This window comes from Micromonospora sp. CA-248212 (assembly GCF_050948405.1).
In the GTDB taxonomy this organism is placed as follows: Bacteria; Actinomycetota; Actinomycetes; order Mycobacteriales; family Micromonosporaceae; genus Micromonospora.
Genome location: NZ_CP192023.1, coordinates 3,000,663 through 3,013,948 on the forward strand (window position 1 = coordinate 3,000,663; position 13,286 = coordinate 3,013,948).

The 13,286-nt window shown below is 71.6% G+C and carries 14 protein-coding genes; 6 read left to right on the plus strand and 8 right to left on the minus strand.

Features of this window, described 5'->3' with window-relative positions:
- Nucleotides 1-7 precede the first annotated feature (7 nt).
- On the plus strand, nucleotides 8-1,060 hold the full coding sequence (locus ACQP03_RS14290; RefSeq protein WP_357172134.1) for an ABC transporter substrate-binding protein: 1,053 nt from the start codon (nucleotides 8-10) through the stop codon (nucleotides 1,058-1,060).
- Entirely contained in the window at nucleotides 1,060-1,872 is an 813-nt protein-coding gene (locus ACQP03_RS14295) for an ATP-binding cassette domain-containing protein (protein ID WP_357172135.1), read from the plus strand. Before ACQP03_RS14290 ends, ACQP03_RS14295 begins: the two co-directional genes overlap by 1 nt.
- A 93-nt stretch (nucleotides 1,873-1,965) precedes the next feature.
- Here the strand turns inward: ACQP03_RS14295 and ACQP03_RS14300 are convergent, their stop codons facing one another.
- Together ACQP03_RS14300 and ACQP03_RS14305 are read right to left on the minus strand one after the other, a co-directional pair.
- Entirely contained in the window at nucleotides 1,966-2,661 is a 696-nt protein-coding gene (locus ACQP03_RS14300; RefSeq protein ID WP_357172136.1) for a FadR/GntR family transcriptional regulator, read from the minus strand.
- Between the two features lie 8 nt (nucleotides 2,662-2,669).
- Complete coding sequence (locus tag ACQP03_RS14305) at nucleotides 2,670-4,064, minus strand: enolase C-terminal domain-like protein (protein WP_357172137.1); 1,395 nt, start codon at nucleotides 4,062-4,064, stop codon at nucleotides 2,670-2,672.
- A 408-nt stretch (nucleotides 4,065-4,472) separates the two neighbouring features.
- On the opposite strand from ACQP03_RS14305, the gene ACQP03_RS14310 reads away from it, so the two are divergent.
- The gene (locus ACQP03_RS14310) at nucleotides 4,473-4,967 is read left to right on the plus strand and encodes a GNAT family N-acetyltransferase (protein WP_357392738.1); all 495 of its coding nucleotides are present in this window, start codon (nucleotides 4,473-4,475) and stop codon (nucleotides 4,965-4,967) included.
- A 70-nt stretch (nucleotides 4,968-5,037) separates the two neighbouring features.
- Here the strand turns inward: ACQP03_RS14310 and ACQP03_RS14315 are convergent, their stop codons facing one another.
- The 3 genes from ACQP03_RS14315 to ACQP03_RS14325 form a co-directional block, all read right to left on the minus strand.
- Nucleotides 5,038-5,391 (minus strand): TraR/DksA family transcriptional regulator, encoded by a 354-nt coding sequence (locus tag ACQP03_RS14315; RefSeq protein WP_357121349.1) that lies wholly within the window; start codon nucleotides 5,389-5,391, stop codon nucleotides 5,038-5,040.
- Between the two features lie 37 nt (nucleotides 5,392-5,428).
- Nucleotides 5,429-6,376, minus strand: a complete 948-nt coding sequence (locus tag ACQP03_RS14320; protein WP_357392739.1) for an ion transporter — start codon at nucleotides 6,374-6,376, stop codon at nucleotides 5,429-5,431.
- Nucleotides 6,377-6,872: 496 nt separating this feature from the next.
- Nucleotides 6,873-8,132 carry an ice-binding family protein gene (locus ACQP03_RS14325; protein ID WP_433460969.1) on the minus strand — a complete coding sequence of 420 codons (1,260 nt, stop codon included), beginning with the start codon at nucleotides 8,130-8,132 and terminating at the stop codon, nucleotides 6,873-6,875.
- 313 nt (nucleotides 8,133-8,445) lie between these two features.
- Here ACQP03_RS14325 and ACQP03_RS14330 point away from each other — a divergent pair, with 313 nt between their 5' ends.
- Nucleotides 8,446-9,138, plus strand: coding sequence for a TetR/AcrR family transcriptional regulator (locus tag ACQP03_RS14330; RefSeq protein ID WP_357392741.1), 693 nt, complete (start codon nucleotides 8,446-8,448; stop codon nucleotides 9,136-9,138).
- Between the two features lie 61 nt (nucleotides 9,139-9,199).
- Here the strand turns inward: ACQP03_RS14330 and ACQP03_RS14335 are convergent, their stop codons facing one another.
- Entirely contained in the window at nucleotides 9,200-10,057 is an 858-nt protein-coding gene (locus ACQP03_RS14335) for an SDR family oxidoreductase (RefSeq protein ID WP_357392742.1), read from the minus strand.
- Between the two features lie 87 nt (nucleotides 10,058-10,144).
- Here ACQP03_RS14335 and ACQP03_RS14340 point away from each other — a divergent pair, with 87 nt between their 5' ends.
- Nucleotides 10,145-10,540, plus strand: coding sequence for a winged helix-turn-helix transcriptional regulator (locus ACQP03_RS14340; protein ID WP_357121365.1), 396 nt, complete (start codon nucleotides 10,145-10,147; stop codon nucleotides 10,538-10,540).
- A gap of 30 nt (nucleotides 10,541-10,570) precedes the next feature.
- On the opposite strand, the gene ACQP03_RS14345 is transcribed toward ACQP03_RS14340, so the two are convergent.
- Together ACQP03_RS14345 and ACQP03_RS14350 are read right to left on the minus strand one after the other, a co-directional pair.
- Nucleotides 10,571-11,224: a DUF6624 domain-containing protein gene (locus ACQP03_RS14345; protein ID WP_357392743.1), complete on the minus strand. Its 654-nt coding sequence runs from the start codon at nucleotides 11,222-11,224 to the stop codon at nucleotides 10,571-10,573.
- A gap of 56 nt (nucleotides 11,225-11,280) precedes the next feature.
- Complete coding sequence (locus tag ACQP03_RS14350; protein WP_357392744.1) at nucleotides 11,281-12,243, minus strand: AraC family transcriptional regulator; 963 nt, start codon at nucleotides 12,241-12,243, stop codon at nucleotides 11,281-11,283.
- A 367-nt stretch (nucleotides 12,244-12,610) separates the two neighbouring features.
- Between ACQP03_RS14350 and ACQP03_RS14355 the strand changes: the two genes are divergently transcribed.
- Nucleotides 12,611-13,273: a hypothetical protein gene (locus tag ACQP03_RS14355; RefSeq protein WP_357121374.1), complete on the plus strand. Its 663-nt coding sequence runs from the start codon at nucleotides 12,611-12,613 to the stop codon at nucleotides 13,271-13,273.
- The last annotated feature ends 13 nt before the right edge of the window (nucleotides 13,274-13,286 follow it).

A 13,286-nucleotide genomic window follows, 5' to 3' on the forward strand; every position in this document is an offset into this window, starting at 1 on the left:
GCACACCATGGCACACACCACCATCCGCCGACGTCCCCGGGGTCACCTCCTGCGCGCGCAGGCCGTCCTCGCCGCCGCCGTGGCGGCGGCGCTGCTCAGCGCCTGCGGCGGAGTCGAGGTCCGCGACGGAGGCGACGGCGCGACCAAGGACGCCTCCGGGCCGCTGAAGCTCGCCGTCGTGCCCAAGGCCGTCGGGGCCGACTACTGGAACACGGTGAAGGCGGGCGCCGAGTGCGCCGCGCAGCGCGCCGGCAACGTCACCGTCCAGTGGGACGGGGTGACCACCGAGACCGACGTCGAGGGTCAGGTCAACCTGATCCAGAACTTCGTCACCAAGAAGGTCGACGGGATCGTCTACGCGGCCACCGACTCCCGCGCGCTGGCACCCGCCACCGACCAGGCGATCGGCGCGAACATCCCGGTCGCGATGATCGACTCGGGCACCAGCCCGCAGCCGTCGAGCGTGCCGCTCTTCGCCACCGACAACAAGGCCTCGGCCGTCGAGGCGGCCAAGCTGCTCGCCACCGAGCTGGGCTCCGGCAACCACGACGTGGCGCTGGTGGAGTTCCAGCCCGGCTCGCAGACCAACACCGAGCGGGTCGACGGCTTCAAGGAGGGCCTCAAGCAGTTCCCCAACCTCAAGCTGGTCGGCCAGCAGCCCAGCCGCAGCGACGTCAACGAGGCGCGGCGGGTCACCGAGAACATCCTCACCGCGAACCCCAACCTCGCCGGCATCTTCGCCGCCAACGAGCCGAGCGTGCTCGGCGCGGCGCAGGCCATCCAGGCGGCGGGCAAGTCCGGCAAGGTGGTCATCATCGGTTGGGACGCTGCCCCGGACGAGATCGCCGGACTGCGCAACGGCCAGATCTCGGCGCTGGTCGTGCAGAATCCCTTCAAGATGGGCTACTTCGGCGTCGACAAGATGGTCAAGCACCTCCGGGACAAGGCGCCGCTGGCGTCGGCGGACACCGGCGTCACCTTCGTCACCAAGAAGAACATCGACTCGCCGGAGATCAAGGCGGTGCTCGAGCCCAGCTGCGCCAACCCCCCGGTGCAGTGATGGCGACGACCTCCGCGCCGACGACCGACAACGACCAGCGGCGGTCTCCCGAGGAGCCGCCGGTGCTCGAAGCCCGGGGGATCGTCAAGCGGTTCGGCCACGTCGAGGCGCTGCGCGGCGCCGACTTCACGGTCCACCGGGGCGAGGTCGTCGCCCTCATCGGTGACAACGGCGCCGGCAAGAGCACGCTGGTCAAGACGCTCTCCGGCGTGCACGCGCCGGACGAGGGCGAGATCCGGGTCGGTGGCCGCCCGGTCCACTTCTCGACTCCGGTGGACGCCCGGCGCGCGGGGGTGGAGACCGTCTACCAGGATCTCGCGGTCGCCGACGACCTCAGCGTCGCCGCCAACCTCTACCTCGGGCGGGAGATCCTGCGGTCCGGGCCGCTCGGTCGGCTGGGGCTGCTCGACAAGCGCGCCATGCGCCACGGCGCAGCCGTGGCGCTCGACGAGTTGGGCGTACGGATCCCACGGGTCACCACGCCGATCGCGATGCTGTCCGGCGGGCAGCGGCAGTGCGTCGCGGTGGCACGGGCGATCATCTGGGCGACGAACGTGGTCATCCTCGACGAGCCCACCGCGGCGCTGGGCGTCGTGCAGACCGAGCGGGTGCTCGACGTGGTGCGGCGGGCTCGTGCGGCGGGCATGTCGGTGGTGCTGGTGAGCCACAACATGCCGCAGGTTCTGGAGATCGCCGACCGGGTGGAGGTGCTGCGTCTCGGCCGGCGGGCGGCTCGGCTGCGTGCCGACGAGGTCAGCACCGACGATCTGGTCGCGGCGATGACCGGAAGCAAGGGCTCGGAGCGGGACTAGGGCGGGGGGTCGCCCGCCCGTGAGCGCGCGCGGTGCACCGGGAACGGTGCCACCGACGAGCGGCACGGGCGGGCGATCAATCGACGGCGGCGGTCAGCCCTCGTCGGGCAACCCCTGGAGCGACTCCTCCACACCGATCAGGTGGTTGGCCATCCGGGTGCGGGCCCGCTCCGGGTCGCGCGCCCGGAGGGCCTTCAGGATCGCCACGTGCTCGTCGTGGGTACGCCGGTCCGCGCCCTCCTCGTGCAGGCTCCGCCAGAGCCGCCCGCGCAGGGTGCGCCCGGCGAACGCCTCGATCAGGCCGATGAGCACCGGGTTGTCGGCCTGTGCGGCGATGATCCGGTGGAACGCGATGTCGATTTCCATGATGCGCTCGTGGTCCTGCGGTGACCGGCCGGCGATCCGGGCCGCCTCGTCGAGCAGTTCGGCGGCCTGCGCCAGGGCCTCGTCGGTGATCCTGGTCGCGGCCAACCGGGCGGCCTCGCATTCGAGCAGGCGGCGGACGGTGTGGATGTGCCGTCCGTCGCCCTGCCCCTGGAAGTCGACCACGAAGCCCATCGGGGCCAGCAGTTGCGGCGCGTCGAGGTTCGTGACGTACGTGCCGTCACCCTGGCGGATGTTGACGATGCCGAGGATCGACAGCGCGGACATCCCCTCGCGCAGGGAGCCCCGCGAGACGCCGAGGGATTCGGCGAGGTCCTTCTCGATGGGCAGCCGGTCCCCGGGCTTGAACGTCCCTTCCAGGATCATCCGCTTGATGCCGTTCACGACCTCGTCGGTGCGGGACATGACACCTCCTAGCGGCCGGCGGGGGTGGCGGCTCCACCCGCGATGACGTACGGCTCCGGAGATGACACGGTAGCCGCCTCGGTCGAGGCCCAGTAGCGGCCGTCCGGGAACCGGTACCGTTCGATCGACTCGGGGTGCATACGGGTGGAGTAGCCGGGCGCGTGGGGCAGGACGTATCCGCTGCCCCAACCGGTGTCCCGGATGACGCACGGATCGGTGAAGTGCTCGTGCAGGTGGTCGACGAACTCGGTGACGCGGCCGGTGAGATCCCCCGACACCGCGACGTAGTCGAGCACCGACACGTGTTGGACCATCTCGCAGAGCCCGACGCCGCCCGCGTGCGGGCACACCGGGACGCCGAACTTCGCGGCGAGCAGCAGCACCGCGACAATCTCGTTGACGCTGGCCAGCCGGCCGGTGTCCAACTGGCAGAAGTCGATGGCCTCGGCCTGGAAGAGCTGCTTGAACATCACCCGGTTGTGGCAGTGCTCGCCGGTGGCGACGCCGACGGGAGCGACGGCGCGGCGCACGGCCGCGTGGCCCAGGATGTCGTCCGGGCTGGTCGGCTCCTCAATCCACAGTGGGGTGAAACGGGCCAGCGCCCTGACCCACTCGATGGCCTGGTCGACGTCCCACACCTGGTTGGCGTCGAGCATCAGGTTGCGGTCCGGGCCGAGGATCTCCCGGGCGATGGTGCACCGGCGGATGTCGTCGTCGAGGTCGGCGCCCACCTTGAGCTTGACGTAACCGTAGCCGGAGTCGACGGCCTCCTGGCATAGCCGGCGCAGCTTGTCGTCGCCGTACCCGAGCCAGCCCGCCGAGGTGGTGTAGGCCGGGTAGCCGGTGCGGGCCAGCTCGGCGAGGCGGTCGGCCTTCGTGCTCTGCTGTGCCCGCAGGATGGCCAGCGCCTCGTCCCGGGTCAGCGCGTCGGACAGGTAACGCAGGTCCGCGATGTCGACGAGTTGTTCGGGGGACATGTCGGTGAGCAGCCGCCACAGCGGCTTGTCGGCCAGTCGCGCGACCAGATCCCAGGCCGCGTTCAGCACGGCCGCCAGGGACAGGTGGACGACGCCCTTCTCCGGGCCGAGCCAGCGCAGCTGGGTATCGGAGGTGAGCAGGCGGTAGACCGCGCCCATGTCGGCGGCCATCGTGGCGACGTCCAGGCCGACCAGGCGGTGGGCCTGGTGGGCCGCCGCCGCCACGACGATGTCGTTGCCCCGACCGATGGTGAAGGTGAGGCCGTGACCCGCCAGCGGTACGCCGGCGCTGTCGACGCCGTCGGTGTGCAGGATGACGTAGGCCGCCGAGTAGTCGCCGTCCTTGTTCATGGCGTCGGACCCGTCAGCGGTCAGCGAGGTGGGAAAGCGGACGTCCTCGACGGTGACGCCAGTGATCTGCGGCATGCGCTCCTCGCCCGGCTCGGCTAAAGATCAGATGATCATTCGGAGTATACGGAGGGCGGTTTGGATGCGTCAACGACGCCGTGGGGCCTATACGCATAGACATCCAACGTTTCCTCGCGCTCTCCGCGACGGACCGCGCCGGTTGCTCGCGGCGGCTCACGCCGTTGCGGTCCGGTTGCGGTAAGGGAACCTGCGAGTTGCGGGGAAGGTTCGACGTTCACAATCGCGGCCGGTTGAACCGACGCGGCGAGCTGCCACCATCGAATCGATACATCACATCTTTCGACGAGCGGACGCCGGGACGTGCGGGACGCCGGTGAGCGCGGCGGAAGGCCGGTGTCCCCGCACGGTACAACTGTCTGACACACCAGACCCGCGACATCATGGAGAGAAGATCGGAGCCCACCCGTGGCCGAGACGACCCTGCGACCGATGAGCCCCGGCGACGCGGACCGCGTCCTGGCGATCTACCAACTCGGCCTCGACGGCGGCGACGCCAGCTTCGAGGTCACCGCACCGACCTGGGCGGCGTTCGACGCCAGCCGGATCGCCGCGCACCGGTTCGTGGCGGTCGCCGACGGCCTCGTCCTCGGCTGGGTCGCCGTCACGCGGACGTCGAGCCGTCCGGTCTACGCCGGCGTCGTCGAGCACTCCGTCTACGTCGACCCGGCGGCTCAGGGGCGCGGGGTCGGCCGGCTGTTGCTCGACGCGCTGATCACCTCGACCGAGGGCGCCGGCATCTGGACGATCCAGTCCGGCATCTTCCCCGAGAACACCGCCAGCCTGGCCCTGCACCGCCGGGCCGGCTTCCGGGTCATCGGCGTACGCGAACGGATCGGCCGCCACCGCGACCGCTGGCGTGACGTCGTGCTGCTGGAACGCCGCAGTCCCACCGTCGTCTGACCGGAACCCGTCCGTGCGCGGACACCCCCGCGGCGTCCGCCGGGCACCGGGTCCGCGGGCGTCGCCACCGTCACCGTCGGCTGGCGCAGGCGACGCAGGTACGCGCCGACGGGCGAGCCGCGAGCCGTTCGGCGGGGATCGGGCGGGAGCACCGTTCGCAGACGCCGTAGGTGCCCGCCGCGACGCGGCTCAGCGCCTCGTCCAGTTCGGCGACGCGTCGACGGGCCGCGGCCAGCACGGCGCTCAGTTGTGCCCGCTCGAACGCGATCGTGCTGCCCTCGGGGTCGTGTTCGTCGTCGGCGTTCGAGGACCGGGACGCCTCGAACAGGCTCCGCAGGTCGCCCTCGAGCGCGGCGATCTCGGCGGTGGTCTCGTCGCGTCGACGGTGCAGATCCGCACGAATCGCGCTGGGGTCGGTGTCCATGACGGTTCCACGCTACGCGCGGGGAACGATCGCGGGGTCAGCGTTCGGAGCGCACCTGGACGCGATGCGGCCGGCCGTGCCCGTCCTCCCGGTCGATCCGCAACTCCCGCTCCAACTCGCCGATGACCGCGCGCAGGTCGTCCAGCCGCTGGGTGAGCGCGATGCGGTCCACCTCGTCGGGGATGCCGTCACCGTCCTCGTCGTAGCCGGGGGCCAACCGCTCGGTCATCTCCAGACGACGGGCCTCCTCCATGGAGTTCACGATGACCGCGATGAGGATGTTGAGCAGCAGGTTGACGGTGATCACCACGTAGCTGACGTAGTAGAGCAGCGTCCACGGCGAGATGGCCAGCCCCTGCTCGATGAGGTCCGGCAGCGTCTCCAGCGACAGCAGCACGAACAGCGTCAGCAACGACCTGCCGATGTCCCCGTACTCGTCGGGATACCGGTCGCCGAAGATCAGCCAGCCGGCCATCCCGTACACGTAGAGCGTCACCACGGCCAGCGCGAGGAATCCGGTGACGCCGGGCAGACTGCGCCACAGCGCGGAGACGATGGTCCGCAGGCCCGGCGAGAACCGCACCAGCCGGACCATCCGGGCGACCCGCACCACGCGCAACAGCGCCGCGTCGCCGTGCAGGCCCGGAACGAAGATGGCGGCGATCACGAGGAAGTCGAAGACGTTCCAACCGTGCCGGAAGAAGTCCTGTGGACGCCGGCCGTACGCGGCCAACCGGACGCCGATCTCGATGGTGAAGACGGCGCGGAAGAACAGCTCCAGCCCGTGCAGCGCGCCGCTCGCGGGGAACAGCCCCTCGTACGTCTCCACACCGAGGACGATCCCGTTGGCGAGGATGACGACGACGATGCCGATCTCAAAGGGACGCGACCGGGCGAGCCGCGCGCAGGCGTCGGCGACCGTGGGCCGGCGACGGTCGGGGCGTGACCGATCACCTCGCTGCGCGGGAGCGGGCGCACCGCTCACCAGGCGGCCGATCTGTCGGAGCGTGCCAGGGTCACCGCCAGGACCCACCCTTGGTCGTGGTGGCGGCGCGGAAGCATGGCGACCACCCTAGGCCGCGTTTTCAAAGGTCCACAACCATTGGCGTAGCGCGGTGATAGTGACGGTGGCCTGGAACGACTGACAGCTGGGCTTACCGGAGCCCAGGTGACGGTCCTGGACGTTCTCGATCTCGCACCGAAGGTACGTTCTCGTACCGACCGAGTGGACGTTGGACTTCGCGACGCCGCAGGGCAGGGCCGGCAGCCCGCAGTTCGCCCAGACCGACCTGGCGCGCTGCGACGGCGACCGCCACAGGTTCTGCGCTACCTCCCGCACGAGCGCGAGGACGCCCTCATGCGCGAGCTGGGGCTCACCGGCTGACGGTCCATGGCGAACACGTCGTCGGCCCGCCCCTGGTGGGGAGCGGGCCGACAACGGGAGGTGGCCCGGCCGGGATCACACCGGCCGGGCCCACCGATCAGGACTCCAGGCGGCGACGCCGGGCGAGGAAGAACGCGACCGCGCCCAGGACGACCATCACACCTCCGACGCCGGTCATGGCCGGGACTGCACCGCCGCCGGTGACCGGCAGGATGGGTTGCTCGCCGCCCCCACCAGGTCTGCCGGGGCTGCCGGGTGCGCCAGGACTGCCGGGTGCGCCAGGACTGCCGGGTGCGCCGGGGCTACCCGGTGCGCCGGGGCTCCCCGGTGCTCCAGGGCTGCCGGGTGCTCCAGGGCTGCCGGGTGCGCCAGGGCTGCCCGGTGCTCCAGGGCTGCCGGGTGCTCCGGGGCTGCCCGGTGCTCCGGGGCTGCCGGGGGCGCCGGACGGGCCGGGGGCGCCGGACGGGCCGGGTGCGCCGGACGGGCCGGGTGCGCCGGGGCTGCCGGGTGCGCCAGGACTGCCGGGTGCACCAGGGCTACCCGGTGCTCCGGGGCTGCCGGGCGGGCCGGACGGGCCGGTGGGCCCGGGTGGGCCGGTCGGTCCAGGCGGGCCCGTCGGCCCGGCGCAGATCGGTGCGCTGATGACGTTGGTGTCGAGGGTGACGGCGGCGGTGCGCGCCAGCGCGCGGCCCTGGAGGGTCGCGCCGGTGGCCATCGTGATCGCGGCCTGAGCCATGATGGTGCCCACGAAGGTGGTGCCGGTGCCGATCGTCGCCGAGCTGCCGATCTTCCAGAACACGTTGCAGGCCGACGCCCCGTTGGTCAGGACGACGCTGCTGTTCGACGCCGTCGTCAGCGAGGAGTCGACCTGGAAGATGAACACGGCCGACGGGTCGCTCTGGCCGTTGAGCGTCAACGTTCCGGTCAGTTGGGCGGCCCCGATCCGGTAGACCCCTTCGTTGAGTGTGTTGCCACCCAGCTCCGCCGGGAGGTTGGTGAACGGGGTCCGGCCGGCGGCGTCGTTGAAGGCGGTGGTCAGGTCGCTCTGAGCCTGGAGCGCGACCGCGTCGCCGAGGTGCACCTCCCCGCCGATGGTGGCCGTTCCGAAGCCGGACGCGGTGTTTCCGGGGAACCGCCCGAGGCTCTGGGCCAGGAAGCTGGGGCCGGTGTTGGTGGGCTCCGCCCCGGCGAGGACGGAGAAGTCGGCCGCCGTCCCCAGGTTGACCGGTGCTTCCTGCGCGTTTGCTGCGGTCGAGCTGAAGAGCAGCAGGCTGGCTGCCACCGTGGCGGCTGCGCCAGTCGCGAGCGACGGCAGGACCACCCGCCGCCGTAGCCAATTCTTGGGTTTAGCTGTCACAGAACACCCTCCGTGGGTACTACTCGCAGGAGACGTCCAACGAGTGGCGTCCTGCGTGATACGGCCTGAATGACGCCGATGAAGCGCGCTGACCACCACATCACGACAAATGGTCCAATGAGGGATAATTGGGACAATAACCCAAGCCGATCTGTCCGATCGGACTGACATTCGCATTCGTATTCCTCGGTTCTGGGAGTAGCGGTAGCGGTCGGGTCCCGGCCCGAGAAACCCCCGCGTAAGGAGTGGCCCGCCGCGCGACCCCGCGCGGTGCCTGCCGGGCGGACCCCGTCAGCGGCTCTAGAGTGGGTCGGTGACCGACGCAGCCAGGAGGTCCGGAGACCGCGAGGCCGGTCGGCAGCCGATCTGGGCCAGACCCGAACGGGGAACCCGTGGCCCCGCGCCGACGCACAGCCGGGAGGCGATCGTCGCGGCGGCGATCACCCTGGCCGACACCGAAGGGCTCGCCGCGGTGTCGATGCGGGCCGTCGCCGCGGCGCTGGGCACCGGCGCCGGATCGCTCTACCGCTACCTGTCGTCCCGTGACGACCTGCTCGACCTGATGACCGACCGTGTCGTGGGGGAGCTGCGGCCGTACCCGCCGGAGCAGGCCGACTGGCGGGACGAGATGCTGCTGGTTGCCCGCCGGCAGTTGGGCTTGTTCCGCGCCCACCCGTGGCTGGTGGACGTGATCCAACGGCCGTCGGGCGTCGGTCCCGAGAGTCTGGCCTGGTTCGACAACTGCATCCGGATCCTGGAACCCGTGCGCTGCGCCGTCAGCGCCAAGTTCGAGGCGATCGCCGTGCTGACCGGCGTGGTGAGCTTGTTCGCCCGCAGCGAGGCCGCCGCCGGGTCACCCGGCTTCGCGGGCATCGACCTCGGGGCGTACCCACATCTCGTCGCGGCCCTCGGCCGGGTCGGGCCGCCGACGCCCCCGACGGACCTCTTCGAGCGGACGCTGCGCAGCCTGCTGACCGGCCTGCTGACGCCGGCGTCCGCCGATTGAACGGGCGGGCGACGGAGGGCGTGCCCTCGTCGCCCGCCAGCACAACGAACCCGGGCCCGAGTCAGGCGCGCGCGGCGCGGATGGCGTTGCGGAGCCCGGTCGTGGGTCGACCGATCAACCGGCTGAGGTCGTCGCTGTCGGTGGCCAGCTCGCCGATGGCGATCGAGTGGTCGAGGGCGGCCACGAACCCGGCGGTGCCGGCGTCGAGCCCGACGTTCCGCAGCGCGGAGGCCAGCTCGGCGGTCGACATGTCCCGGTGCACGACAGTCGTGCCGGTGAGCTCGGTGACGGCGTCGGCCAGCTCGTCGAAGGTGAACGCGGTGCCGCCCAACTCGTAGACCGTGTTGCCGCCCTCGTTCCGGGTCAGCGCCGCCGCGGCGGCGGCCGCGTAGTCGGTCCGGGGAGCGGCCGAGACCTTGCTGCCGCCGGTGGCGCCGAGGATGGTGCCACTCGCCAGGTACTGCGGGAGCTGATCGGTGTAGTTCTCGGTGTACCAGCCGTTGCGCAGCACCGTGTACGACAGGCCCGACGCGGCCAGCACCTCCTCGGTGGCCTTGTGCTCGGGAGCGAGCGGGTTCGTGGTCGTGTCGGCCTTCAGGATGCTGGTGTAGACCAGGCGCTGGACCCCGGCGAGCCGGGCGGCGTCGATGACCGCGGTGTGCTGGGGCACCCGCTGCCCCGGGGTGTCCCCGGAGATGAGCAGCAGGCGGCGTACGCCGGCCACGGCGCCGGGCAGCGTCGAGGGGTCGTCGTAGTCGGCCTGCCGGATCTCGACGCCGCGGGCGGCCAGGTCGGCGGCCTTCTGCGGGCTGCGGACGACGGCGGCGATCTCGGCGGCGGGCACACCGGCGTCGAGCAGGTGCTCGATCACCAGCCGGCCGAGGCGGCCGGTGGCGCCGGTGACGGCATAGGTGGGCATGGGGACCTCCGATAAGCGGTTACTTCTAGTAAGCACTTACGAATCTACAGCACAAGTCGTTGAGTAAGCCTCGGGTAGGCTGGTGACGTGACCGACGTGCCGGCCCACGACCCGGCGGGGCCTACCCAGGAATTCGTCAGCGATGTTTTCGCGCGGAGCTGCACCTCCCGTGCCGCCTTCGAGGACGTCACGTCGAAGTGGGCCTCGCTCGCCCTGCTCGCGCTCGGCGAGGGCAGCTACCGGTTCAACGCCCTGCGGCGGCGCATCGAAGGGGTCAGCGAGCGGATGCTCTCCCAGACCCTGCAGACGCTGGAGCGCGACGGAATGCTCACCCGCGAGGTGCTCACCGCGATCCCGCCGCGCGTCGAGTACACGCTCACCCCGCTCGGTGTCCGGGTCGCCGAGCAGCTCCGTGGCCTCGCCGACCTGCTGGAAGCCTCGGTGCCCGAGGTGCGGGCCGCCCGTGAGCGGGAGCGGCCCTGAGGGGCCGTCACGCGCTGGACGGGCACCCGCCTAGTTGGTGTCCTGGGCGCAGATCGTGGTCATCTCGGCGAGGTAGCTCGCGAGGGTGGGCAGGCCAGCCTCGGCGCGGCGGCGTTCGACGCCCGGCTCGTCCCTGATCGGGGTCGCCGGGACGGGACCGTCCGGCCCGCAGCGGATCTGTGTCCCGTACACCTGGGGCTCGCCCTTGGCCACGGCGACGCGGTCCTCGAGGTAGGCGAGGTTGCCCGGCGACGCCTGGCGGGCGGCGACGGCCGCGCGCAGCAGGTCCAGCGCCTCCTGTTGGAAGGCGGGGTCCAGGTCGGAGTGCTGGACGATGGCCCAGGCGGCGTTGCCCCCGTCCTCGCCCACGAGAGCGAAGGTCGGCCAGCCGTGGGTACGGATGATCTCTTTCAGCCGGAGGGTGCGCGCCTGGTCGGACTCGGTCTGCGGGGTGCCCGCACGGTCGGCCTGGTCGCGCTCCAGCATCGCGATCAACTCGTCGTGCAGCGCCTTGTCGAAGGCGGCGGGGGAGACGGAGGTTGCCGGGGACGGGGACGGGGACGGGGACGGGGACGGGGGCGGGGGGTCGCCCGTAGGGCCGTCGGTGGTCCCGGGCGAGGTGCCGCAGCCGGTGAGGAGCAGCAGGCACACAAGCGGCCGGGCGAACCTCGACGGAAGCCTCACAGCATCGATTTTCGTCGCCACCAGGACGTGTTCACAAGGTCCGCGCCGGGGCGACCTCAGGCGTGCAGCGTCTCGCGGGGCGGCACCCCGTAGCTGGCGTGGTACCAGGCGGTGAACCTGCTGTGGCTGGCGAACCCCCAACGGCTGGCGATGGCCGACACGGTCTCCCGTCGAGGGTCGGCCCGGACCAGGTCGTGGTGCGCCCGGTCGAGCCGGACCCGGCGCAGGTACGCCATCGGTGTGGTGCCGAGGTGGCGACGGAAGGCGAGCTGCACCGCGCGCAGGGAGACCGCGGCGGCGTTGGCGATGTCGGCGGCGCCGATGTCCCGGTCGGCGTTCTCCTCCATGAAGGCGATGGCGCGACGCAGGGTCGCGGTACTGGCGTCGTGGCGGTCCCGGGCGGTCTCGTCGGTGAACGCCGTGTTGGGAAAGATCGCGAGCGCCGCCGCGGCGAGCATGCGGGCGGCGCTGCCGATCACCAGCGGCTGGGCGCTGGCGGTCGGGCTGTTCAGGACGACGTCGTTCACGTACCTGGTGGTCCGTCGCCACTGCCGGGTGAGGGTCGCGTCGACGGGGCCGAGGTCGGTGAAACGGATCGGGCCGGGCCGCCGAGCCGGCGTGGCGGTCGCCACCTGTCTCAGTACCCCGAGGTCCAGTACGCAGAGTTCCACCTCGCCGGGTTCCCACCGCAGGCTGAACGGCTCGCCCGGCCGGTTGGTCAGGAACACGTCGCCGGGGCCGAAGCGGTGGGTCTCTCCCTGAGAGGTACGGCTGATCAGGGCGCTGCGGGTACGGCAGACGATCAGCCCGTCGATGTCGCCCACCTCGATGTCGAGATGGGCGCTCTGGCCGGTCGTGGCAAGGGCGAACGGCCCGGCGTCGACGCGCTGGTGGACGAGGTGGTAGCCGGTCTCGCCCGCGTGGATACGCAGGTCCGCGGTGTACGTGCTGGCCAGGAAGCGGTGGATGGCCGCCGGGTCGTGACTCTCGAATGCTCGGGCCTGCACTGGTGACGTCATCCGCTGTCTCCGTCCGAGAGGAGACCGCCGGTCGGATCGGGGCCGGCGGTGGGGTCGGGACGTGGCTGGGCGCACGTGCCGGTGATCGCGGCGCGTAGCCGACCGGGTTCGGCGGTGGTGGTGGCGTCATTCCCAGCAAATCACATATCCATTGATGGGAATTCCACCATACGGCAACCGGCCGTGCACGTCCGTCGATCCGCCGTTTTGCCGAGCCGACTTCGCTTTCCGGCTATCGCACGCGGCGATCCTGCGCCCGCTGTCCTAGTCGCCTCCGGTGCGGCAGCGAAATCTTGTTCATGATCCCCCGGGCGTCCCGACGTCCGGGCCACAGCCGGAGATCCGGCCGACAGGCGGGGGTGAGTCGTTGGACGGTACCGATCCGGACCGCGTCGTACGGTTGGCGGTGGCCGAGGCGCTGGCGCGGGTGGCGGACGAGGACAGCCTGGGACTGGGCGAGGGCGACGCGCTGATGAGCCTCGGCGTCGCGCTGCGGGAGGTGCTGCGCCGCGCGCTCGACGACCGCGTCCCGCTGACCACGCCCGAGTTCGTCGACCTGTGCCGTGACCTACGGCTCAACCGCGACTCGTTCGACCTGCTCGGGCACTACCTGCTCACGGCGTTGCTGGCCCACCACGTCGGGCCGGACGCCCTGGTACGCGTCGGGGCGCTCCTCGGCACCGTCCGGCGCTACCTGCCCGCCGCCCGGCCACCCGGGCGACGCAACGAAGGGCCCGAGCGCCGGCGACGCGACGTCCGCGCGGACAACAGCGTCGTGGGCCGCTATCGCCGTGCCAAGCTCCCTGAGCACCTGCCCAACCCGCCGAGCTGGACGTGTACCGGCTGCGGCCGCGAGTGGCCCTGCGCGACCAAGCAGAGCCAACTGCTCGCCGAGTTCGGCGGGGCGCGCGCCTCCCTCGCCGTCTACCTCGGCTCGTGCCTCGTCGCCGCCGCCCAGGACCTGCCGACGCTGCCCCTGCCCAACGCGCGACACCGTTTCCTGGGCTGGCTGCCCCGCGCCCGGATCTGAGGACGGCGCGGCG